Annotated in this window: 18 protein-coding genes and 1 riboswitch; of the genes, 10 read left to right on the forward strand and 8 right to left on the reverse strand. The window is 52.7% G+C overall.

The annotated features are described in order from the left end of the window. From uvrA to IE065_RS02790, 3 genes are all read right to left on the reverse strand, one after another. On the reverse strand, positions 1 to 2,803 hold a 2,803-nt coding region (uvrA, locus tag IE065_RS17965), incomplete at its 3' end, for an excinuclease ABC subunit UvrA (RefSeq protein ID WP_229792045.1). A gap of 81 nt (positions 2,804 to 2,884) precedes the next feature. Further along, positions 2,885 to 3,553 carry a methyltransferase domain-containing protein gene (locus tag IE065_RS02785; RefSeq protein WP_189511591.1) on the reverse strand — a complete coding sequence of 223 codons (669 nt, stop codon included), beginning with the start codon at positions 3,551 to 3,553 and terminating at the stop codon, positions 2,885 to 2,887. Positions 3,554 to 3,625: 72 nt separating this feature from the next. Then, on the reverse strand, positions 3,626 to 4,183 hold the full coding sequence (locus tag IE065_RS02790; RefSeq protein ID WP_189511593.1) for a TetR/AcrR family transcriptional regulator: 558 nt from the start codon (positions 4,181 to 4,183) through the stop codon (positions 3,626 to 3,628). Between the two features lie 104 nt (positions 4,184 to 4,287). Between IE065_RS02790 and IE065_RS02795 the strand changes: the two genes are divergently transcribed. The 5 genes from IE065_RS02795 to IE065_RS02815 all read left to right on the forward strand — a co-directional run bounded on the left by IE065_RS02795 (position 4,288) and on the right by IE065_RS02815 (position 10,126). Then, on the forward strand, positions 4,288 to 6,654 hold the full coding sequence (locus IE065_RS02795; RefSeq protein WP_189511595.1) for a hypothetical protein: 2,367 nt from the start codon (positions 4,288 to 4,290) through the stop codon (positions 6,652 to 6,654). Positions 6,655 to 6,742: 88 nt separating this feature from the next. Then, complete coding sequence (gene gpmA, locus IE065_RS02800) at positions 6,743 to 7,489, forward strand: 2,3-diphosphoglycerate-dependent phosphoglycerate mutase (protein ID WP_189511597.1); 747 nt, start codon at positions 6,743 to 6,745, stop codon at positions 7,487 to 7,489. A 104-nt stretch (positions 7,490 to 7,593) separates the two neighbouring features. Beyond that, entirely contained in the window at positions 7,594 to 8,127 is a 534-nt protein-coding gene (locus IE065_RS02805; RefSeq protein WP_189511599.1) for a hypothetical protein, read from the forward strand. A 78-nt stretch (positions 8,128 to 8,205) separates the two neighbouring features. Continuing rightward, on the forward strand, positions 8,206 to 9,621 hold the full coding sequence (locus tag IE065_RS02810; RefSeq protein ID WP_189511600.1) for a tetratricopeptide repeat protein: 1,416 nt from the start codon (positions 8,206 to 8,208) through the stop codon (positions 9,619 to 9,621). A 37-nt stretch (positions 9,622 to 9,658) separates the two neighbouring features. Further along, positions 9,659 to 10,126: a hypothetical protein gene (locus IE065_RS02815; protein ID WP_189511602.1), complete on the forward strand. Its 468-nt coding sequence runs from the start codon at positions 9,659 to 9,661 to the stop codon at positions 10,124 to 10,126. Between the two features lie 79 nt (positions 10,127 to 10,205). On the opposite strand, the gene IE065_RS02820 is transcribed toward IE065_RS02815, so the two are convergent. From IE065_RS02820 to IE065_RS02830, 3 genes are read right to left on the reverse strand one after another with little or no spacing between them, the layout of a single operon-like run. Further along, positions 10,206 to 11,366: a PstS family phosphate ABC transporter substrate-binding protein gene (locus IE065_RS02820; RefSeq protein ID WP_189511604.1), complete on the reverse strand. Its 1,161-nt coding sequence runs from the start codon at positions 11,364 to 11,366 to the stop codon at positions 10,206 to 10,208. Positions 11,367 to 11,400: 34 nt separating this feature from the next. Continuing rightward, a complete protein-coding gene (locus IE065_RS02825) occupies positions 11,401 to 13,368 on the reverse strand; it encodes an SUMF1/EgtB/PvdO family nonheme iron enzyme (protein ID WP_189511606.1) in 1,968 nt (655 codons plus the stop codon). Then, on the reverse strand, positions 13,325 to 13,648 hold the full coding sequence (locus IE065_RS02830) for a hypothetical protein (protein ID WP_189511608.1): 324 nt from the start codon (positions 13,646 to 13,648) through the stop codon (positions 13,325 to 13,327). The genes IE065_RS02825 and IE065_RS02830 overlap by 44 nt, the downstream gene beginning before the upstream one ends. A gap of 330 nt (positions 13,649 to 13,978) precedes the next feature. Here IE065_RS02830 and IE065_RS02835 point away from each other — a divergent pair, with 330 nt between their 5' ends. Both IE065_RS02835 and IE065_RS02840 read left to right on the forward strand, forming a co-directional pair. Next, positions 13,979 to 14,584, forward strand: a complete 606-nt coding sequence (locus IE065_RS02835) for a hypothetical protein (RefSeq protein WP_189511610.1) — start codon at positions 13,979 to 13,981, stop codon at positions 14,582 to 14,584. Between the two features lie 182 nt (positions 14,585 to 14,766). Further along, a complete protein-coding gene (locus IE065_RS02840; protein WP_189511612.1) occupies positions 14,767 to 16,170 on the forward strand; it encodes an exopolysaccharide biosynthesis polyprenyl glycosylphosphotransferase in 1,404 nt (467 codons plus the stop codon). Here IE065_RS02840 and IE065_RS02845 read toward each other — a convergent pair. Then, positions 16,164 to 16,625 (reverse strand): acyl-CoA thioesterase, encoded by a 462-nt coding sequence (locus IE065_RS02845; RefSeq protein ID WP_189511614.1) that lies wholly within the window; start codon positions 16,623 to 16,625, stop codon positions 16,164 to 16,166. The two genes, IE065_RS02840 and IE065_RS02845, sit on opposite strands and share 7 nt — an antisense overlap. Positions 16,626 to 16,824: 199 nt before the next feature. Continuing rightward, positions 16,825 to 16,937: riboswitch (TPP riboswitch) on the forward strand. 85 nt (positions 16,938 to 17,022) lie between these two features. On the opposite strand from IE065_RS02845, the gene thiC reads away from it, so the two are divergent. Continuing rightward, on the forward strand, positions 17,023 to 18,945 hold the full coding sequence (gene thiC / locus IE065_RS02850; RefSeq protein WP_189511616.1) for a phosphomethylpyrimidine synthase ThiC: 1,923 nt from the start codon (positions 17,023 to 17,025) through the stop codon (positions 18,943 to 18,945). A 5-nt stretch (positions 18,946 to 18,950) separates the two neighbouring features. Next, the gene (locus tag IE065_RS02855) at positions 18,951 to 19,967 is read left to right on the forward strand and encodes an acyltransferase family protein (RefSeq protein WP_189511618.1); all 1,017 of its coding nucleotides are present in this window, start codon (positions 18,951 to 18,953) and stop codon (positions 19,965 to 19,967) included. A 485-nt stretch (positions 19,968 to 20,452) separates the two neighbouring features. Here IE065_RS02855 and IE065_RS02860 read toward each other — a convergent pair whose 3' ends face one another. Next, positions 20,453 to 21,319: a PEP-CTERM sorting domain-containing protein gene (locus IE065_RS02860; RefSeq protein ID WP_189511620.1), complete on the reverse strand. Its 867-nt coding sequence runs from the start codon at positions 21,317 to 21,319 to the stop codon at positions 20,453 to 20,455. Positions 21,320 to 21,393: 74 nt separating this feature from the next. Here IE065_RS02860 and IE065_RS02865 point away from each other — a divergent pair, with 74 nt between their 5' ends. After that, positions 21,394 to 22,176 (forward strand): helix-turn-helix domain-containing protein, encoded by a 783-nt coding sequence (locus IE065_RS02865; RefSeq protein ID WP_268244949.1) that lies wholly within the window; start codon positions 21,394 to 21,396, stop codon positions 22,174 to 22,176. The last annotated feature ends 186 nt before the right edge of the window (positions 22,177 to 22,362 follow it).

Raw genomic sequence — 22,362 nt, forward strand, 5'->3', positions numbered from 1 at the left:
GCGCGGTTTCGGTTTTTTCTTTGACCGCTTTATCAGGCGGACCGTTAAAGACAATTTGCCCGCCGCTGGCACCTGCGCCGGGACCCATTTCGATGAGCCAGTCCGCCGCGAGAATCATGTCAATCTGGTGCTCAATCACGACGAGGCTGTGGCCGTGCTCGACGAGCGTTTGCAGCACGGCGATGAGTCGCTTGACGTCGTCGCGGTGCAGGCCGGTGGTGGGCTCGTCCAGCAGTAGCAGGGCAGGCAATTCTTTCTGTGCGTCAAAAGCGCTCAGGTATTTTACGAGCTTGAGTCGTTGTGATTCGCCGCCGGAGAGCGTGTTGAGCGGCTGTCCAAGCGGCAGGTAGCCAAGGCCCACGGCTTCCAACGCCGCGAGCTTGGTTTCAATCCTGCGCTGAGTTTTGAAAAAGATGCGCGCATCGGACACGGTGAGTCCGAGGACTTCGTCCACCGATTTACCGGTCCAACGAATGGCAAGGATCTCCGGCTTGAAGCGCTTGGAATCGCAAATGGGGCAGGGGACGTAGACGTCGGACAGGAACTGCATTTCCACGCGCTCATAACCGAGGCCCTGGCAATGGTCGCATCGGCCTTGGCCCGAGTTGAACGAAAAATGCGACGCGGTGAGGCCATCTTGTCGCGCGGATTCAGTGGCAGCAAATAGGTTGCGGATACCATCCCATGCGTCGGCAAAAAGTGCAGGATTGGAGCGCGGCGTTTTACTGATGGGTGACTGATCGACGAGCACGATTTCGCCAAAGTGATCGCTGCCCATGATGGACTTAATTGTCGCAGGGTCGTCACTTGCTTTGCCACGCAAAGCTAAAATTCCCTGATGGATGACGTTGTTGAGCAGCGTGGACTTACCCGAACCGGAGACACCCGTTACACAGACGAAGCGCCCCATCGGCAGGGCGAGATTGACGTTTTTTAGGTTGTGCTTGGACGCGCCTTTGATGGTGAGTGCCAGATATTTCTTGGCACTTACTTTGCGTCGCAAAGTTGGCGGTGTGATGGTGTCAACTCCAGAAAGATAACGCCCGGTGACGCTTTCTTCTGCCTTGATGATGCCGAGTGCCGGGCCTGCGTAGACAACATTGCCGCCTCCGCTGCCGGGCTTGGGGCCGATTTCAACGAGCCAATCCGCTGCACGCATGACGGATTCATCGTGTTCAACGACGACCACGGTATTTCCCTGCTCGGTCAGGTTGCGCAAGATGCTGATGAGGCGGTCGATGTCGCGTGCATGTAGGCCGATGCTGGGCTCATCGAGTACGAAAAGTGTGTCGACGAGCGATGCGCCGAGGCAAGAGGTGAGGCTGACGCGCTGTGCTTCACCACCGGAAAGCGTGCGGCTGGTGCGATCAAGCGTCAGGTATTCGAGGCCGACATGTGTTAGGTAATTGAGTCGCGTGAGGATGTTATCCAGGGCGAGTTTGGCGGGCTTGTTTCCCTCACCAACACCGGGCGCGGCTTGGATGAGTTGGTGGAGTTCACCGATCGGTAACTGATAGAGATCGGGCAGCGTGTGGCCGCGCCAACGCCAGTTGAGCGCATCCGGCACGAGGCGCGCGCCTTGACAGTCGGGGCACGTCGTGTAGGAGCGGAAGCGCGACAGAAATACGCGCACGTGCATCTTGTAGGTATTGCCTTCGAGCCAATCAAAAAAGCGACGGACGCCATACCAGGCCTTCGGCCATTCGTGTTCATTTTCGCCGTAGCCGGGTTCACCTTGCAGGACAAATGTCCGATGTTCGTCACTGAGATCGCACCAAGGAACATTCATCGGCACACCGTATTTTTTGGCAGCTTTTTTGAGATCCTTGAGGCTTTCGCTGTAGACTTCACCTTGGAAGGGCTTGATGGCACCTTCGGCTAGCGTGAGGGTTTCGTCAGGGGTGACGAGGCGGTAATCGATTTCGATCACGCGGCCAAACCCCCGGCAACGTGGACACGCGCCAACCGGCGAATTGAAAGAAAACAGGTTGGGCGTGGACGGCGAATAAATCGTTCCGGAAGTGGGGGAGTGGAGGCCTTCGGTAAAGACTTCGGCGTCGCCTGGCATATCACCTTGGAGTGGATAGAAATACAGCTCGCCTTGGCCAAAGTGCAGCGCGGTCGTTGCCGCTTCGATGAAGCGCGCCCGTCCGCTGTTGGTTAGCTTAATCTTGTCCACAATGACGGCAATCGAGGTGTCTGCGGGCAGTATTTTTTCCTTGATTGCGTCGAGTTTCTGGACTTGCCGGTCGTGGATGACGCGGGTGAAGCCTTGGCTGGAAATCGAGTCAATGATCTGCTTCCATTCGAGCTTGCCCGGGCGTGTGACGTGGAAGGCGACGAGTGCGGCCTGGTCGCGATGTTGGGCCAGCGCCTTGCGCCAGATGCTCTGCGGGTTATCGTCTTCGATGACCTTGCCCGTGGCCGGGTCGATGAGCTGGCTGACTTGCCCGAACCAGACCTTGAAGTAGTCGCAAAGCTCGGTCATCGTGCCCACGGTGGAGCGCGAGGTCTTCACAGTGTTGCTCTGGCGAATGGCGATTGACGGGCGAATGTTTTCGATCGAGTCGACCTTGGGCCGATCAAGCATTTCGAGAAACTGGCGCGTATAGGGGGAGAAGGTTTCAACGTAGCGCCGCTGCCCCTCGGCATGCAGGGTGTCGAAAACGAGTGAGCTCTTGCCAGCTCCGCTGAGCCCAGTGACGACGACCAATTTGCCCAACGGTAAGTCGAGATCGATGCCCTGCAGATTGTTCTGTCGGGCACCGCGCAGGCGAATGGATTGAGCGTCAATAGAATGCATATAAGTTCACTATGTGTGGATTTTCACATAGTGCAAGTTCTCCTAGCAAAAATATTTTAAACGCCTCTGAGGCAGCAGCGATTACAGCGGCTTACGCACGACGACTTGAATCACGGAGGCGAGCTTTTCCGACTGAAGCTTGGACCGTCGAGCTAGGATTACCAGAGTAGGCAGTATAATCAGCCGCATGAGCCGGTATTTAAAACTATTGCGCATATTTAGCCAAATATGGGCCTGCCAGTGGAAGGTATGAAAGACATTGAACAACGGCTTGGCTTTGAGGACTTCAAAACCGTGATGCGTGAATAGCCGCTTTAATCCATCTTTGGTATATCGTTGGAAGTCGGTCGGGCATTTATGCTCTGGCTGGAGGAACGGAACGCTAACCACGGCGATGCCACCAGGCTTTAGTACTCGGTAGAACTCTGGGACGACTTCCTCTGGGTTTTCGACATGCTCAAGGACAGCAATACATATAATACAATCATAATGCCCATCGGGATTTGGTATCTCATGAATAGGACTGTAAACGTCGACATGAGTGCGCGTGTCTCCTGGCCAGGAAATGTCCTGATTCGTTAACTCTCCATCAATGAGATGGTTGATTTGGCGCCATCCGCAACCAGCATTAAGAACCTTGCCCTTAAAGAGACCGGCGTCGCGGTGCTCAATCAGTTCGTAGTCCTGCTCAGGCCAGACGGCAGCTTGGCTGGTGTAGTATTCAATTTTCTTTTTAATAGCATTCAGCATGACAGTCGCGAATGTTTTTCGCGCAATTCCTGCAGAATGCAAACTTTAGATTTCCTCGGGGCGAGGAGTCTATTACAACAAGTTGTCCGCCAGTCGCTCGGCTGGTTCGCCATCGGTCTTGCGAATAGGAGCTTCGACCGGGGAGAATTCTGATACGGACAGTAAGGGCGAGAGGGCGTCGGCAGTCACACTGTGTAGGGGGGCGGCGGCGAGTAGCTTGAGCAGGGAGTGAGCGGCTTCGCTTTGCGGGCGGAGCAGCGAACTGGCATCATCCCAGAAGAGGCTGCGCTGGCGGCGGTAGGCCTCGGTGAGCGGGTTGTCCGTGACACGTTCCCAGTTTTGTACGCAGGCCCCCAGACGGTTTTCGTCGAGTGCTCGGCAGAAATTGCGATAAAAGCCCGTCAGGTCGGTGTCGAGCATGGCGGCAGCCGACGGGAAGAGGACTTCTGTGTTGCCGATGAAGTCTAATAGTCCGTCGAGCCCGGAAAAGTATCGATAGATGAGCACTTTGTCCACGCTTGCATGTGCCGCAACAGCATTGACTCCGAAGCTTTGGAAGCCCTCATCCGCCAACAATCGGATAGCTGCCTCGACGATGCGTTTTTCAGTTTGTTGGCGGTTTCGTTTCATGTGCGAAACAAGTAAACAGTGCTACTGGGGTGGCTGTCAATAACCGCGCCAAGCTTGGACCATAAAAACTTGTTAAAAGGTCGGAGGTTGGCAGTCTTGCCAATGTGGAGACTATTGAGACGCAACCGGCGCTGCGCTTTTTTAAGGCAGGTGGCTTTAACCAACTTTGTCTGGAGAAGGCCGAAGACATTCGTTTGGTGTTGGATCTGGACGAAACGCTCTGGGTGGCTTCGAGCTGTCCGGTCAAGGGACTGGATATTGACGAAAAGACACTCCAGCTCATTGACTTCGACCAGGATGGCCGCATTCGGCCGCCGGAAATGAAGGAAACGATTCGCTGGGTGCTCAATGTCCTCACAGACTACGATACTCTCGTCGAAGGGCGAGACTGGCTGAACTTGTCGCAGATTAATTCGGAGAGCGAAGACGGCGCTCGTTTGCTCAAATCCGCCCAGCGCATCTTGTCCAACCTTGGCCGTGGTGACGATGAACGCATTGCGCTGGCCGATTCACAGAACCGTGGTGGCATCTTCGCGGATGTTAAAAGCAACGGCGATGGCATTATACCCGAAGCTGCTGCCGAGAAGGACGAGACGAAGCAGGTCATCCGCGACATCATTGCCTCGATGGGCGGAGAGCAGGATCGCGGTGGTGATATCGGCGTATCAGCAGACAAAGTAAATGCATTTTATCAGGCCGCGCAGGACTACCTTAATTGGTGGGTCAAAGGCTACCCCGCAGACCAAGTTCATCAGCCGGGTTATGTGCCACCGGTGCTGGAAACCACTGCGCTCTCGCTCGAAGACGCCATCGAGGCGGGAGATAAGGCTGAGGCCGCGGTCGAGGCTGATACGCCTCCTCCGCCCGAACCAGCGCCTAATCTGCCGGAGCGTGATGCTGCGATTTTTCCATTAGGTGCCGACACTCCGGCAGCCTTTGGCGCGGTGCAGGCTTTACGCGGTAAAGTGGAGGAATTTTTTGCCCAACGACGGATTGCGGCCTTTGACGTTGGTGCTGTGACCTTCCTGAATTTTCGGGAGACTGATTTAATCGAGGCAGGTAAGCGTGATGAGGCCAGCTTACGCGAAGTCATGCTGGGGTTGCCTCTGGCACATGTGAAGGCAGACGCCGATTTACCGCTCACTCAAGGGGTGAATCCGGCCTATGCTGCCGCTCTGCAAGCCCTTAAAGATCGCGCAGTTAAGCCGTTGCTGGGAGACAAGGATACGCTGACGCCCGAGGATTGGTCGGCACTTCAGAGCAAACTAGCAGCCTACGAAGCATGGATTAACGCCAAGAAAGGCACAGCTGTTGAAAAGCTGGGGGCGGGCCGTTTGGGAGCCATTTTGAGAGGACCAGAGAAGGAGGCCATTCAGGCGCTGATCCAAGTCGACGCCGCCTTAGCGGGAGAGATCAAGGCCGTGGAAGAGGTGGAAAAGCTCCTGCGTTTTCATCGCGACCTTTTCCGCCTGCTGAACAACGTGATCAGTTTTCCGGAGTTTTACGACACGGACAAACAAGCGATTTTCCAGACGGGGTATTTGATCATCGATGGCTGCGCGTTGCATATGTGCGTGGAGGTGTTGGACTTGAATGCTCATTCGGCCATTGCGCAGAAGTCCGGCATCTATCTGATCTATTTAGAAGCTAAGCGTAAGGACCAGCCAGCGCCGATCTACGTGTGTGCGGCGGTGACTAGCCGAAGCGCGGGCCGCATGTCGGTGGGCAAAAACGGCGTTTTCTACGATCGAAAAGGCCGTGATTGGGATGCGAAGGTGGCCAAGGTGATCGTCAATCCCATTAGTTTACGAGAGGCCGCTTGGGCACCATTTCGTGCCATTGGAGATATTATCACTGGGCAGATCGAGAAAATTACTCAGTCACGCCAAAAATCGATCGAGCAGCAGATTTCCGGTTCGATTACCAATCTAGATAAGCAAGTTGCCCAAAAGCCGCCCGAGACGGTGGTGGAAAGTAAAAGTAATGGAGGCGGCGGTATGAGCGGCATGGGCGGTATGTTGGCCGGCGGTGGCGTTGCGATTGCGGCTTTGTCTTCGTCATTTGCTTACATTGCCCAGCAGGTCAAGGAGTTGCCTGATGTTTACTTTATCTACACGGCGCTGCTGATTATCTTTTTTGTCGTGGGGCCGTCGGTGCTGTTGGGGTATTTCAAACTTCGTGCACGAGACATCGGTATGATGCTGGAGGCTTCGGGCTGGGCGATTAATGGCCGTATGCGGATCAACCTCAAGCTGGCGCAAGACCTGACGCATGTGGGGCGTTTCCCGAAGACGGCCACGCGCGTGCATTATGAATACCTGTCGGAAGATGGTCGCACACGGCGTCGGCGTTTTTGGTTGGGCTTCGTTGGGATTTCCGCCGCCATTGCTTTTGGCTTTCTTTGGTTCACGCACGACTGGGAACCGTTGACCACGGCTCCGTCGGTCACGGAAGCAAAGGCCAAACCGTAAGGCGCTTTGCCAACTTTACACCTCCGCGCTTGACTCGGAGAGGGAATGCTTTGGGCTGGAATGCTTCATTTAACAACATCATCACGACATGTATAAAATCGTATTGCTGCGACACGGCGAAAGCCAATGGAACTTGGATAACCGCTTCACCGGTTGGACCGACGTCAATCTGACCGCCGAAGGCGAAGCACAAGGCCGCTCTGCGGGCCAAGTGCTCAAGAAGGAGGGCTTCAAGTTTGACGTGGCCTACACGTCCGTGCTCACCCGCGCGATTCGCACGCTCAATCTTTGCTTGGAAGAGATGAGCCTGAACTACATTCCCGTCATCAAGCATTGGCGGCTCAATGAGCGCCATTATGGCGCACTTCAGGGCCTCAATAAGTCCGAGACCGCAGAAAAGCATGGTGAAGAGCAGGTCAAAATCTGGCGCCGCAGCTACGACATCCCCCCCCCTCCGCTCGAAGAGTCTGACCCACGTCACCCAGCCAATGAGCCGCAGTACGCCGATTTACCTAAAGACGACAAGCCTGCCACGGAATGTCTCAAGGACACCGTTGATCGCTTCTTGCCGTATTGGGAAGTCGAGATCAAGCCACAGGTCGCCGCTGGCAAGTCAGTGATCATCGCTGCACACGGCAACAGCCTCCGTGCCCTTTACAAGCACTTGGCGAAGGTGTCCGATGACGACATTATCGGCGTCAACATCCCAACAGGCATGCCGTTGGTTTTCGAGCTGGATGAAGATTTCCAGACGACCAAATTCTACTACTTGGGTGATCCTGAAGCCGTGAAGGCTGCGATGGATGCTGTCGCCAATCAAGGCAAGGCTAAGTAAGCGCGTTTTTTGATTTGTTTTTTGCGGCGGACGTCAGGATTGGCGTCCGCCGCTTTTATTTCTACTGATTGACGCAAACGAACGATTCGTTTAGCTTCCCATAAATGTTAAACAAGCTTGCCCAGCTTTTCAGTCGCTCGCCCAAACCGGTAACCCCGGAAAAGGAGCCGGAGAAGAATTCAGCCGAAACGGCTGAAGAAGCGGATGAGCGTGTTTTTGCTCGCGATGAGCGTGACACGCAGTCTTGGGTTGGAGTGGGATTAGACGGCGTTTTAGCTGAACGACTGGAAGAACGCTACACGGGAGAAATCGGTCCGCCAATTCCAGACATGGTCGCCCGCATTAAAGATTGGGTGAAATACAAGGGCATCAAGGTCCGGGTTTTAACGCCACGGGCAAGCACTCAGGAAGGGGCCGATCAGGTTCGTATCTGGTTGGAGACTCATCACTTGAGTTATCTTGAATGCACACATGCGAAGGACTTGCACATGGTGGAGTTTTGGGATGATCGGGCAGTGCAAGTGATCTCAAACTTAGGAACCAGTGTGGGCGAATCGCCCGCTGGTCTGGATCCAGCTCAGAGACCTATGCCTACTGATATACCAGAAACTCCTGATGCGACTGGTTTAACAAAATAAAAGCGACCCTTTGGGGGTGATTGAAAGTTGACGGGACATGTGATAGGCTTACGTTAGAGGTTTCTACCTTTTTCCCTTATGAGCAAGACCCTTGAAGAAGAATCAATCAATCAGTTAGACCCGCGCCTGCGTAAGCAGATTGAAGGCGCGCGGAAGAATTTAACGAAGAATCCGTCAATCGTGATTACTGTTTGCACGAACATTTTAGATCGCCATCCTGGCTGTCTGGAAGTTCGTAGGCTTTTGCGCCAAGCTCAGATGCGCTCCAGTGGCGGCAAAGCCAGCAGCATGAGCAAACTTTTCGGCAAAGTGACCAGCGCACCTTTTGCCCAGAAAGCCAAAAAAGGGCTGGAAAATGACCCGGAATCCGTCATGTCTCAGGCGGAAAGAAACATTACTGATAATCCCAATCTTCCACTCGGCCATCGCTTGCTTGGCCAGGCGGCGGAGAAGCTTCATCTTTTTGAAACGGCTGTCTTTGCTTACGAAACATTGATCGAAGTTGATGACACTGAAGAGCATCGACTCATGCTTGGTAATGCGCTGGTGCTAGCCAAACGATCGAAGGAAGCCATTGTGCTTTGCGATAAAATTCTTTCGTCAAACCCCGCCAATGAGGCCGCTCAGGAACTCGTTCGCCGTGCATCGGTGGCCCAGTCAATGGAGCAGGGTAAATGGGAAGAAGAAGGCGGCTTCCGCGATAAATTGGCCGATGAAAAAACGGCTACCGAGTTGGAGCAGTCTAACCGCATGGTCAATGACGAAGATACGGTGGAAAAACTTGTCCGGAAGAATCAGGAACTGCTCCGTACCGAACCGGACAATCTTACACTTTACCGAGAAATCATCAACGGATACCGGTCCATTGGTAATTTTGCACAGGCCTTGGAATATACCGTTGCTGCGCGTAAGACGCCAGCTGGTGCCAGTGACCCGACTTTGGAACGTTTGGAAATTGACCTCAATATTTCCATGAAACGCGCCGAAATCGAAGTGCTTGAGGAGCAATTGGAAAGCGATTCGAATAACGAGCAGCTCAAGGCTCAGGTGGAAGAACTTCAGGCGCAAGAGCACAAATTCCGGCTGGAGAACGCCAAGCGCATTGTCGACAAGTATCCCAACGACTATGGTGCTCGCTTCGAACTCGGTATCCTCCTCTACGAAGAGGGCGACTTCGATAAGGCGATGAGCGAATTCCAGAAGGCCACACGTAATCCAAAGGTCCGCGTGAAAGCAATTTTGATGCTCGGTCGCTCAATGGCCGCCAAGGGCATTTACGACATGGCTGTGGTGCAGTTCGAAGAAGCCAAGAAAGAAATCCCCGGGATGGACGACACCAAAAAAGAAGTCATTTACGAACTCGCTCGTGCACACGAAGAAAATGGTGATCTAGACAAGGCGATTGCGGAGTACAAGATCATCTATTCTAACGATATCGGCTATCGCGATGTCTCTGAGAAGATTAACGCCTTCTACACGCAGAAGAACGCCTAGGCTTGACGCTGGGCGTGGCAGTGGGTGTATTCGGGGGATGATGAATATTCGCCATATTGCCGTAATCAGTTCTCTCGCAGTGCTTTCTCTGGAGCTTGCTGCTGCGCCCTCGATGTTCAAGGAACGTCGCCGGATGGATCGATTGGAACAGGCCGAAACGCGTTGGCAGGAGCCTGAGCGCGTCACGCTGAATATTCATTATCGTGTGCCGGTCGTGGAAACGCTCGGCTACTTGGCAGCTTTCTACCCGGACATGCAAAAGCTGAGCACGATTTCTGCTGATTTGCGTCCGATCGCTGTGCGTGTGCAAGAGCTTTCTGGTGACCGCTTTGAGGGACGCTCATTTCCAGCGGAGGTTGATGCTGAGTGCCGTAAGTTGCGCGATCAGATGTTTACTGACGTTAAGGAAGTCTACGGCCAGGACACGGTGAACCGCATTCAGAGTTACCTGGAGATTAAATACGGCAGCATGACCTTTGGCTCCTTCAGCGAAATTATTGATTAGACAATTTTAGCAAAACGGCCCCGGTCTTTTCAGAGTCCGGGGCCGCTTTTTTTTTGGCAGTGTGGTTAGAAAATATGGTCTAGTGCAGGCCGAGAGTGGTCAATTGTTGGTCTGCAGTAGCAGGGCTGACTGGAAAGTACCCGTTCGCGCTAACCTTGCCTTGGCCTTCGGAACTGTAGACATAACGGATGAACTCTGCGTGTAGTGTCTTGGGTTCGGTGCCAGGGCGCTGGTTAAACGTTAAGTAAAGATTGCGTGAGAGTGGATACGAGCCGTTGACGGCATTTTCCTCATTGGCTTGGATAGGATTACTACCCTCAATGATGGGCGTGGTGGAGACACCAGATGTCTTGTATCCGAATCCGCTGTAGCCAATGCCATATGGATCATTTTCGACGGAGCGGACGACTTCTTCTGAGCCGGATAGCTCACGATTAGTGCTCTTGTATTTGCCCTTGTTGAGAACTTCATCCTTAAAGAATCCGTAAGTGCCCGATGCGCTGTTGCGGCTATAAACATTGATTGGCTTGTTTGCCCAATCACCCGTGAGGCCGAGGTCTCCCCAAGTGACTATATCTTTGCTGTAACCGCGGCGACGGGTGGAGGAAAAAATCGCATCCAGCTCAGACATCGAAAGGCCACGATCTTTGATTGGGTTGTCGGGGTGCACGTAAACAGCAAGGGCGTCGATTGCGACCGGTAGGGAGGTCGGTTCATATCCAAACTGGGCCTTGAATTTTTCCACCTCGGCTGGTTTCACGTTGCGGCTCATTGGGCCAAAGTCGGAGCGACCTTCGACGAGTGCTGGGATAGCGGTTGAGGAGCCTTTGCCCTCGTGGATGACGCGAATCCCCTGGTGATAGTTCTTAAAATCCTTTTCCCAAGCCGCCACGATTTGGTCCATCGTGTCGGAACCGATGGAACGCACGCGACCGCGCACCGCGTGATTCGGAACGTAGTTTGGCAACGAGGCATAGCTCGGTGTCATGGTCGTGGTAATTGGCTTTACGACAGTCGTTTTGACTGTCGCCGTGCTGACGGGCGGCGGTAGCGTTTCGGTGAAGTAGGATTGTGATTCCTGGCGGTGGTTGGGGGCGCTTGAAAGCATGGGCTCGGCGGCAGCCTTGCTTGTGTTTGTCGTATTGGTTGACGTGCTTTCGGTGCAGCCTGCAATGAGCAGGACTCCGAGTGTGCCGAGGAGTGTATGTTGGGCTAGGCGAGAGAACGGTGCAGTTTTCATAGCGTCTTATGTGCTGTTGATTGTGTTCAGGAAATTAAAGATCGGAAAAAACGAGCGTGGGTCGGAAGCCGGTATAACTGTTAGCGACGACGGGCGAGGCCTCACTGCGATTAGCGCTGCGGGCCAGATTGGCGTCATCAATAAAAGAACCTCCGCGGACAATTTTCATGGCCAAGTCCACACGCCCATCGCTGTCAATGGGCCCCTGCGGATCTGTTTGTGGGCCTTCGGGATAGGCGGCGCTCCAGTCAGCGGTCCATTCGGAGACATTGCCATGCATATCATAAAGACCCCAATCATTGGCTTGCCCGACGGAAGCAACGGCAGCAACGGTATCGAGCCCTTCGCCGGATGGATCGTAGATATTGGCGTCTTGGCTGGTCAGGCGATCCTTCCCGTTGTTGTAGGGGCCTGCTGTGCCTGCGCGGGCGGCATATTCCCACTCTGCTTCGGTTGGCAGACGGTAGGTTTTGCCCTCCAACTCGCTGAGGCGGCGACAAAATTGATTAGCCTGCTCCCATGTGATGCTATGCACGGGTAATGAACGGCCAATGAAGTCCGCATCGGAATCTTCCATACGCATCCGTTGGCCCATGACTTTCTCCCACTGCTCCTGAGTCACTTCCGTGGCCGCCATGAAAAATCCCGCCGTCATGGTGATTGTAGCCTGAGTCTCGTCACTGTCGCGATAGGCTTCGTTTTCAGGTGACCCGCGGTTGAATGTGCCGGGGGGGATATAGACTAGAGTGATGCCGGCGGAATTGGTCAATGTTTCTCCAGGCTGGAAGCGGTTGCGATAGATGTAGGCTTTCGCGACAGCATTGTTGGAGTCCAGCGCGATGACCTTCTCGTAGAAGCCCAAGGCGGCGGATGTGTTGTTGCTGTTGGCCGCCTTAACGGCCAGTCCGGTGAGCTGAGCCAGCAACTGTTGCTTTAGGTTCGGGATTTTCTTTGTCTGCTCAACGGTCATCTGGACTGCATTTGTGTAGTTGCCTTGATCGGCGGCGGATCGGGCTTCCTTGATGGCTCCCTCGACGCTAATCCAGAGTGGGGTTGGGTAATTGCGAATTTCAGCCAGCCCAGCCTCGTCGATAGCTGTATTGAGTTTTTTCTCGCTGGATGTTACAGCGGCGCGCCCGTATGCGGCGGCGGACTGATTCCAGAGGTCGATGGCTTCCTGATAGGAGGAGGCGTTAAAGAGCTGAATGGCGCTTTGGTTGGTAGCCAGAGCACGGGCCATATCCATTGGGGCAAGGTCGGTAGCTTCTTGTTGATTGGCGATTTTGGCCAAGGCGGCGGCGTGGTCACGTGCGATAGCGGCGGTGGATTCCGTGATGCCAGCGGGCTGTATGGCTTGAGAGAGGGAGGGGGGCTGCGGTTGGGAATTCGTGGATTTTTGGGTGACGGAGGGGAAAGGGGGGGGGGCTGCGGCATCCTTGGGCTTTGTCATCAGGAACGCCACGCCGCCAATGATGGCACAAAGGGCCACGATGCCGCCGATGATTAAGCCAGCGGGAGAGCCGGATTTCTTTTGAGGAATTGGACTGGCAGTGGCGCCAGCTCCAGTTTCGCTAATTTTTAAAAAGACCGTTTCGCCCTTTTTTGATTTATCGCGGACGACTCCTGAAGTGTCTGATTTTGCCATGGCGTGTCGATATTTACTGAAAGCGTTTTCTATGGAGAGGACGTCTGCGCCGCGGTGGCACATGACGGTAATGAGTTGGTTGTCAGTGCGGGTCAGGTAGAGGCAGCCTGAGGCGTAGCGAAGCAATAAGCAGAATGCTTGCGGGTAGTAGCTATCAACGGCGTAGAAACAATTGAGTATCCATGTGGCGAATTCCGTGCGCTTAAAGTGGTTAGCGTAGGTGCCTAGATTCTGGGTGAGCACAGCACCACTGAGGTCCATTACCACATAGCCATCCACGCCTTTGGTTTTACCCAATAGATCTCTGACGATGTTAAGTTCCATGATTGAGATCGAGCAGTCGTTCCAGGTCGTCATGGTGGATGAGACCAATGCGGCGTTCGCTGCTTTCGGCAAAGGTGATCGCTTCCTTGGCCTGAAGCACATGCATCTCCTGCATGTCCTCTAAGCCTAGGCTGAGCCCCAGCATTTTGCCGATGCGGAGAAAGTCCGTCGTTGCGGCGGCTAGGTCTTCATTGGGGGCACCGCGTCGCGCCACGATTACGCCGTCTTCCCGTAGTTCCACCATGCTTCGCATGCCTGGCGTAGACCTTAATTTGCGCAGATTTGTATTTTCGTTGGCCGATAGTTTACCCATTGCTTGCCACTACCGAAACCGCCTCAGACTTTAGTAGTCCAATACAAAGCGCGCACTTCACCTAACTTTGACATTCGTAACCCATCCGACTCAGTCTTTAGGTTTATAGTATAATTTATTGATTTTTAATGTTCGTATGTGTTTCAGGTTATATGCTGGTTACAGCCGATTATTAGAACTGTAACTGAATCGTTTCACTGCGGGGTTGTTTTGTTTCAAGCGGGTTAAATGTCTCTGGCTGACGCTTATTGACATGGACAACGAAGGGAAAGAAACCAACCTCGAATTCAACTTGGGGATTCACCCAATTGATAATTTAAATCACTTTAAATGTTAGGTCGCAGAGAGAGATTCCGAGAGTATTCGCTTTATGAACTGTTGAGCGAATCCAAGCCGGAGCACCACGAAGGCATCCGTGAGCTTTGGGGGACCGCTAATGTCCATTACTTAGTGGTTTTTGGCAAAAAACGGATGGGCGAAAAAGCTATCCTGTCCGTAGGTCCCGAATTGGATTACACCCATCTGGATGATGTCATGGATCTCGTGCTCGACGGACTTCGGGCAATTGGCTACGTGAAGTGCCTTGCCCTCGAACATGCTGCCCGCGAAGGCATGGTCGCCGCCGCCACTCAGAAAATTCAAAGCGAGCATCAACGCGAACGTGAGGCCAGCGAACATGCTCGTAGCAGCGCAATTGCCGCCCGTGACATGGATGAGGCTTGGGATATTATTCGCCAGAGAGAGGCCGAGTTCGATAGGCGCGAAGCCGAACTACGCACCCGCGAATCCTACATCGAGGAAAGTGAAAACAAGCTTTCAGAAATTGCTCAGGCCCACTACGAAACCGAAAACGAGATGGCACAGCGCGAAGAGCAATTACGCAAGTGGCAGACGCGTCTCGAAGCCCGCGAATCTCTCCACAGCGCCAAGCGTTAATGTGCCACCACGGGCAGTAGATTTCGCAGTTAGGGCCAACAATACTGGGGTGTGGCTATTCATTTACTAAGGGATGTCGTTTTCTAGACGAAACCTAGAGTAATAAGCCTATTTTTAGACCTTCAATATTCCCTATTGCGCCGGTCGCATGAGTTATTAGAGTATCGTGTTGTTGCTACATTATGCTTGATCGACGTTCACAGGGGCTGCTGATGTTACATGGCTGCATCGTCATATTGGCGCTGAATGCTTTGTTCTTTTTGCAGGCTGTGGTGGGCGTCGAATTGACGTTCCGGTATTCCTATAACCTGATTAATTTCCCGCTCTACCTGATGGGCATCACAGCTTGCGGGCTGATTTTCTTCAATTTTTACCCGATGCTGGCCCCAAGCATGTTTCAGCGAAGTGGTGCCCGGGTATTTCAGGTGACGAATCTTCAATCAGCGGTCATGCTGGTGATGCTTTTCGGCATCATTTTTGCGACGAAGGATAAGGCAATTTCCCGTATTTTCGTGGGCACGTATCTGATTTTGAGTTATTTTCTGCTCTTTACGCTCAATACCGTGCTGCCCAAGGCGATTTCCGGGTTTATGTTTAAGGGTGGGAACTTGCGGCGTTGTTTGGTGGTTGGTCGGAAGTCCACCTATGAAAGCATGCGGGACTGGCTGGAGACCAAGGAAAATCTAGGCGTGGAAGTTATTGGCCTAATCGATCCTGAGCCAAACGCGGAAGCTCTTGATAGTGAGGTCTATATCGGCAATGTAAGTAACCTCGCCGAACTGGTTAAACGGCATTACGTGAACCAACTGATCTTGCTGGAAACGCGCCAGTCCAAGATCTGGGTTAACCAGATCATGCACGTGGCCGAGGAGCAGGGCTGCCAAGTGATGATTTATAACCCTTGGGCGGAGTTCTTCGAGCAGCCGTTGACGTCCATCAAGGACGGGCCGCACACGTTTTTTATCCCACGGGAAGAGCCCTTGGAGAGCCCGTTCAACCGCTTGGTCAAGCGAGGGGTCGATTTGCTGGTTTCTTTGCCGATCCTGCTGTTTATCCTGCCGCCGCTCATTCTCTGGGTCCGCTATCGTCAGCGTAAGGAATCCCCTGGACCAGTGTTTTTTAAGCAGCAGCGCCGTGGCTACAACCGTGCGATCTTCACGATCTACAAGTTTCGCAGTATGCACGTGGAGAATGATGATGAGGCTCGGCAAGCGACCAAGGCGGACCCGCGCGTTTTCCGCTTTGGCGAGTTCATACGACGGACGAGTATCGATGAGCTGCCGCAGTTTTGGAATGTTTTCAAGGGGAACATGAGCATTGTCGGCCCGCGCCCGCACTTGCCGGAGCACGATATACTCTTTGGTAAGCGCGTTCGTATTTACCCTCAGCGCCATTTTGTAAAGCCGGGGATCACTGGCTATGCGCAGTGTAATGGGTTTCGGGGAGAAATTACAGACTCCGAGCTGCTCCGGGCCCGGGTGCAATACGACTTGGAATACATTACGGAATGGTCCGTCTGGCTGGATCTCGAGATCATGGCTCGCACGGTCTGGATCGTTGTTCGGCCACCAGAATCAGCCTATTGAACCAGCTTTTCCAGAGCTTGAGCTAGTTCTGGTTCTAGCTCGGCGGATTCAATCACGCCAGTTTCAGCCTTGCGGCAGGCAAAAACTGTGGTCATCGCACCTGTTGCCACATGGACTGGTACATCGCCGCCCAGCCGATAAAAGCGGAATGCATATTCGACGGCACGGATTTTTACGGCTTTGACCGTTAATTGAATCTCCACTTCATCGCGGAAATGCAGTGGCGCATGGAACTCGCAGTTGACGCGCACGCGAGGCCAACCGGCGGTGATGCCACCTTTGTGTTCGATCAATGTTGCTCCGAGGGAATCAAATAGCTCAGCCTCAGCGACTTCCATCCAGCGGAAGAAATTCGCAAAATGCACGATTCCCGCCATGTCGGTTTCACTGAACTCGACTTTCTTCCGGTAGGTAAACAACGCATCCATCTGCTCAGATTCGTCAAAATAATTCATAGGCACAAACGGAAAAACAGTTAATTTGCTTTAGATTTTGCCGATTAATAGTCTCATGAGCAATTCGCAAAAGGCAGGTGAACGTTTAACACCCGGTGTTATTCAAGCGACGTTGTTAGTGGTCTTCGTGGCGATTCTGTTGTCGCTGATGCCTTCCTGATTTTTCCATTGCCTAGCCGCGATCATTGTCTTTCACTTTTTCCTTGAATGGGGAGTCCGTCGCGACGGGCTGAGATGGTAGGCCGGACGCCCGCCGAACCCTTGGAACCTGATGCGGGTAATGCCGTCGAAGGGAAATTATGGAAAAAGTTGCGACAATACATTCCCGGCAGTTGAGGGCGCTAAGGCGGCGTCGCGGGTTGTGCGTCGCTCCAAAACCGCAACGCTCAAATCTGATATGACCGAAAATAACGGTGCCTCACGGCAAGCTCTCTTCCCGAATTCCACGCGTGTTTATGTAACTGGCTCCCGGCCCGATTTGCGCGTGCCCATGCGAGAAGTCTCACTCTCAGATACGAATCGCCCCGACGGCTCCATCGAGAAAAACGAGCCTGTCCGCATCTACGACACGTCAGGCTATTGGGGCGATCCCGATTTTCATGGCGACGTGACCAAAGGCCTGCCAGCCGTGCGCTCTAAGTGGATTCAAGAGCGTGGCGATGTTGAGTCAATCGATGGCCGTGAACTCAAACCGATGGACGACGGTTATCTCTCCGAAATCCACCGTTCCAAGGCCGAGTCGGAAGGTGCCCGTAACCGCATCGAATATTTTGCCCGTGATAGTCGTCAGGTCCTCCGCGCCAAGCCTGGAGCAAAGTCCGTCAGCCAGCTTCATTATGCGCGTCAAGGCATCATTACCCCGGAAATGGAATACATCGCCATTCGGGAAAATATGAAGCGCCAGCAACTGCACGATGAGATGCTTTCTTCCGCTGAATGCGCAGGCCTGCCGTCTACCGACCTGCGCAAGCAGCACCCCGGTGAAGGCTTTGGCTGTGCGATTCCAGAAGAAATTACGGCGGAATTTGTCCGTAGCGAAGTCGCCCGTGGCCGCGCCATCATCCCGGCCAACATCAATCACCCCGAGTTGGAGCCGATGATCATTGGCCGCAACTTCTTGGTTAAGATCAACACCAACATTGGCAATAGTGCCGTTGCTTCGTCAATCGAAGAGGAAGTTGAAAAGATGCGTTGGTCCGTCAAGTGGGGCGGCGATACGCTCATGGACCTTTCGACAGGCAAAAACATTCACCAGACCCGCGAATGGATTCTGCGCAATTGCCCAGTCCCCGTTGGCACAGTGCCGATCTATCAGGCACTGGAAAAGGTTAACGGCAAGGCCGAAGACCTGACTTGGGAAATTTACAAGGACACGCTCATTGAGCAGGCCGAGCAGGGCGTTGATTACTTTACGATCCACGCTGGCGTGCTCCTGAAATACGTGCCACTGACGGCCCACCGTATGACGGGCATTGTTTCGCGCGGCGGTTCGATCATGGCGAAGTGGTGCCTCTCGCATCATAAGGAAAATTTTCTCTATACGCATTGGGACGAGATTTGCGAAATTTGTGCCGCCTATGACGTATCCTTCTCCATCGGGGATGGTCTGCGTCCTGGTTCGATTGCCGATGCCAATGACGCGGCGCAGTTTGGGGAATTGGAGACTCAAGGCGAGCTCACGACCCGCGCTTGGGAATATGGCGTGCAAGTCATGAACGAAGGCCCAGGTCACGTGCCGATGCACATGATCAAGGAGAATATGGAGAAGCAGCTTGAGTGGTGCCACGAAGCGCCGTTCTACACCCTAGGGCCGCTAACGACTGACGTTGCGCCAGGCTACGACCACATTACTTCAGGCATTGGTGCCGCGATGATTGGCTGGTACGGCTGTGCGATGCTTTGTTACGTGACGCCGAAGGAACACCTCGGTTTACCGGACAAAGATGACGTTCGTGAAGGCGTGATTACCTACAAAATCGCCGCTCACGCTGCTGACCTCGCCAAGGGCCACCCATCGGCTCAGTATCGTGACAATGCGCTTTCCAAGGCCCGTTTTGAGTTCCGCTGGGAAGACCAGTTCAATCTTTCTCTCGATCCGGAAAAGGCTAAGGAATTCCACGACGCCACACTCCCGCAGGATGCTGCTAAGACCGCGCATTTCTGCTCCATGTGTGGACCAAATTTCTGCTCAATGAAGATCACGCAAGATGTTCGTGATTACGCTGCGAAAAAGGGCGTATCAGAGGAGGATGCACTCGCTGAGGGCATGAAAGAAAAGGCCAAGGAGTTTGCCGAGACCGGTGCCGAAATATACCAGTAGCAATCTTGCAAGCGAAGCCTACAAGTTCCGTTGGCAGGTTTGATGGTATTGATCGCCTGCGAGGAATCGCAGCATTATCAGTAGTGCTTTTTCACTACCTCTATTTATACGATTGTATTTGGGGGCACGATATTGCAATTGCTCGCTGGACGGAATTAGGGGGATATGGCGTCGAGTTATTCTTTATCATTAGCGGATTTGTTATTCCACTTTCACTGCGGAGAAAATCGATGCCAGATTTTGTGTATGGCCGATTCATTCGGCTATATCCGGTCTACTGGATATGCGTAATTTTTACGGCGATATGTATTGTATTAAATCCATCACTGAATGCGGAGGTTGGAATCAGTGATTTTCTTATCAACTTCACGATGGTTCAGGGATACTTAAATGTGCCTTATATTGACTCAGTTTATTGGACGTTGCAGTACGAGCTGGCGTTTTATTTGATCATCGCAGTTTCATATTTCAGCTTTTCCAAGAAGTGGTGGGGCATTGTTGGCGTTATGATGTTTGTCGTCTATTGTGCGCCTTTGATTATATACAAGGCATCAACGGAATTTGGTTGGAGGATTCCTGCTTCCGTGGAATTTCTTTTTTTATTGCGATACGGGGTATACTTCTTGTGTGGGATTCTAATGAATAACGCATTTCTGCTCCGCGGCGCGGCGCGTGGTTTTTCTTCCGGGCTTTTGGTCCTTGTCGTTGTTATAGAAACGATTGTTTGCTGGAGTTTGTTTAATCCAGTATTGTTATTAAGCCTTTTGGTTATGGCTTCCGTTTTTTATCCAATGAAAGGTGATCGGATATTCCTGTTTTTCGGGACTATTTCCTATTCATTGTATTTGATACATCAAGTTATCGGCTATGCCGTTATCAATTTCACATCGCTATATCTTGATAATTCAATGCTGGGCGTGCTGTTCGCAATCGTCTTATCAATATCTCTTGCAACGCTTTTAAACCAAACCGTTGAGGCACCTGCACAGCGGCGGCTGAAAGATTGGTGGAATCGTCGTTAGTCGCAGGATTAGCCCTTTCATTGATTTTGAGCATCTCCCTATTGTCCAAGTGACACCTTGTGCAGAGGTGTTAGGTTACAGATGTGTCACTCCAAGGCATGCTAGTGCCGTTGATTCAGTCACTCACCTAGTCTGCCATCGCTGATTTTGCAGGGAATTGCGTTTAAGAATACTCACGGACTTTTCTCATTTTGAAATCAATCACCCCAAGTGCCTGAAACGAGAGGATGCCACCCTGTGGCGAATGTCCGAAGTGAAGACTTAGAAGAAGCGACCGTCTTCGGGAATGCTTGGGTAGATGTAATAAAATGACTGTTGGACCGGTGCTATGCGCTCGGTTAGCACATAACTGGAGCAAGGCTGGATGGGTTGATCCATCGGCTGAACAACGACGAATCTTTTGGCGTAGCCACAATATCGGCGAGTCAAAAGGTATCTGAATGTGAAACAGCTCATATCATTATATGTTTAATAATGGGATTTTTTTAGCTTTTCATGTTTGATGCCGGACCTCTGCGACGGCGTAGCCAAGAGGCTAAGCCGAGCGATAAGGCACCGAGTAGTGCGCAATAGCTTGTGGGCTCGGGAATTATTACGGTTGCGCTAAAGGACAAGTCATCGACGCCCATCATGGCGCGAAGAGAGCCACCGGCGGCGTTGTTGTCGACGGGATTATTATCCGACCAGCGAAGCCAGAGCTCTTGCCCTTCGCCCCATGCAATGCCGGTTGCGGTGGAGCTGATGGAAAGACGGTTGTCCGGCAGATTGCCATCGAGTTTTTTGCTACTGCCGGTGGTGGTTATGGGCGCATTGAAATCGAGTTCTGCCACATTAGTCCAACCGCTCGCCGCCAACATCGGGTCGGTGGCACCGGAGGCGAATATCTGATACTCAAAGGTCAGCTTGTCTTGTCCTTCGTTGCCGACAGCGCGCCACTGCTCGCCAATATAGCTCAGAGTGAATGAATCTAGTGTGCTGCCAGTCGTGTTGAGGATTTGAGCGCCAAAGTAAAGTGTTTGAATCGCGTTTCCATTTTGTGCTCCGAAAGCGCGTTCGGACGAACCGTCGGTGCCCAGTGTAAGCAGTAAACTTCCTTGTGGATCACCGTCTTGCGGGTTATAATTAGCGCTAAGGTTGCCGTTTGCATTAATCCAGTGCCAGCCGTCGAGAGTGACGCCGTTAGTCCATGCACCACTGGTGCTTCCAAATGAATTGAAGTCTTGGGAATAGGTGGAAGCAGCGACACTATAGTCAATGGCGAAGGAGTGAGCTGCTGAGGTGAGGAGCAGTCCGAGCCCAAGAGAAGATAGCACCAGTTTGGTCGAGATAAGTGGATGTTTCATGTTTTTCATGAATGTTCCTCTGAGCTATACACTTCAACTTTATAGTTGTCTGGAACGTAGTTTTGATTTACCTATAGTAAATCATTGCATCCGTCCAGTCTCTACAAAGAGCTTTCAAAATTCTTTATCATGTCGCAGGGCGCCGGGATGGTTGCAGCGTTGCCGAGATCGCAGTAGGTGTTGGACTCAAGGAAATCACGGCCTACAAATTGATCCGTACTCTGGAGGCGGAGAAGTTCCTACAGCGGCTGGGACCTCCATTACGTTTCACTCTGGGCCATTCGGTCCACGAGTTGAAATACCTCGACGACGAGCGCGTCTTATTGACCGAGGCGGGTAAAGCTATGCTAGCCGCGCAGCGCGAATTACCAGACGCGAGCTTCGTGCTGCTACAGGTCGAGGGGGGGGACACCTATCAGCGTATGCGTGTTGATCCGGAACACTACGGGCGATTACAACGCATGCGCGATTACCAAGTGCATTCCTACGAAAAGGCTAGTTCGCTGTTGTTTCTGGCCTACAGCTCTCCAGAGGAAAATGAGCATTTTTTTGCCAAACATTCGTTTGGGGAAGAAGGACAGGCATTTTGGAAATCACGTTTTGAACTCGATCATTTCTTGGCTGGTGTGCGTCGCCGTGGCTGGTCGCAGCCGGATTTTAAGAATGACATCTATTATCGTCTTGCAGTACCTATCTGGTCGCCTTCTGGCAAGGTGATTTCCTGCATCGGCTGCTTTGCCGAGCACACTGGTTTGACGAAGGTAAAAAAGCGTCAGATGATCCGACAGTGCTGCCGTACCGCCCAAGCAATCACCGACACGATGCGTTCACTCTGGACTGATCTCAGCTTTAGGAAGCAGGTATAGGGATGAAAAACGTAGGTGCATTGTCGATACATTCCTCTACGTTCGGTCAGTAAACCCTTCTCTCATTTCTTTGAATAGCCCGACTTCCATGAGAAGGCATTTCAAGTTTAAGTTTCAAAATTTCAATTTTGGGTGTTCATCCCTTGGTGTGTTGGGGCTTTGTGCTGAGGTTGGTCTTCCGGTTTG

Source organism: Cerasicoccus arenae (assembly GCF_014651635.1).
GTDB classification, from domain to species: Bacteria; Verrucomicrobiota; Verrucomicrobiia; order Opitutales; family Cerasicoccaceae; genus Cerasicoccus; species Cerasicoccus arenae.

Excerpts from the sequence above, each read along its gene's own strand:
- IE065_RS02845 (WP_189511614.1), bottom strand. The coding sequence starts at position 16,625 with ATGAATTATTTTGACGAATCTGAGCAGATGGATGCGTTGTTTACCTAC.
- IE065_RS02810 (WP_189511600.1), top strand. The coding sequence starts at position 8,206 with ATGAGCAAGACCCTTGAAGAAGAATCAATCAATCAGTTAGACCCGCGC.
- IE065_RS02860 (WP_189511620.1), bottom strand. The coding sequence starts at position 21,319 with ATGAAAAACATGAAACATCCACTTATCTCGACCAAACTGGTGCTATCT.
- IE065_RS02830 (WP_189511608.1), bottom strand. The coding sequence starts at position 13,648 with ATGGGTAAACTATCGGCCAACGAAAATACAAATCTGCGCAAATTAAGG.
- IE065_RS02785 (WP_189511591.1), bottom strand. The coding sequence starts at position 3,553 with ATGCTGAATGCTATTAAAAAGAAAATTGAATACTACACCAGCCAAGCT.
- gpmA (WP_189511597.1), top strand. The coding sequence starts at position 6,743 with ATGTATAAAATCGTATTGCTGCGACACGGCGAAAGCCAATGGAACTTG.
- IE065_RS02835 (WP_189511610.1), top strand. The coding sequence starts at position 13,979 with ATGTTAGGTCGCAGAGAGAGATTCCGAGAGTATTCGCTTTATGAACTG.
- IE065_RS02805 (WP_189511599.1), top strand. The coding sequence starts at position 7,594 with ATGTTAAACAAGCTTGCCCAGCTTTTCAGTCGCTCGCCCAAACCGGTA.
- IE065_RS02820 (WP_189511604.1), bottom strand. The coding sequence starts at position 11,366 with ATGAAAACTGCACCGTTCTCTCGCCTAGCCCAACATACACTCCTCGGC.
- IE065_RS02790 (WP_189511593.1), bottom strand. The coding sequence starts at position 4,183 with ATGAAACGAAACCGCCAACAAACTGAAAAACGCATCGTCGAGGCAGCT.
- IE065_RS02840 (WP_189511612.1), top strand. The coding sequence starts at position 14,767 with ATGCTTGATCGACGTTCACAGGGGCTGCTGATGTTACATGGCTGCATC.
- IE065_RS02815 (WP_189511602.1), top strand. The coding sequence starts at position 9,659 with ATGATGAATATTCGCCATATTGCCGTAATCAGTTCTCTCGCAGTGCTT.
- thiC (WP_189511616.1), top strand. The coding sequence starts at position 17,023 with ATGACCGAAAATAACGGTGCCTCACGGCAAGCTCTCTTCCCGAATTCC.
- IE065_RS02825 (WP_189511606.1), bottom strand. The coding sequence starts at position 13,368 with ATGACGACCTGGAACGACTGCTCGATCTCAATCATGGAACTTAACATC.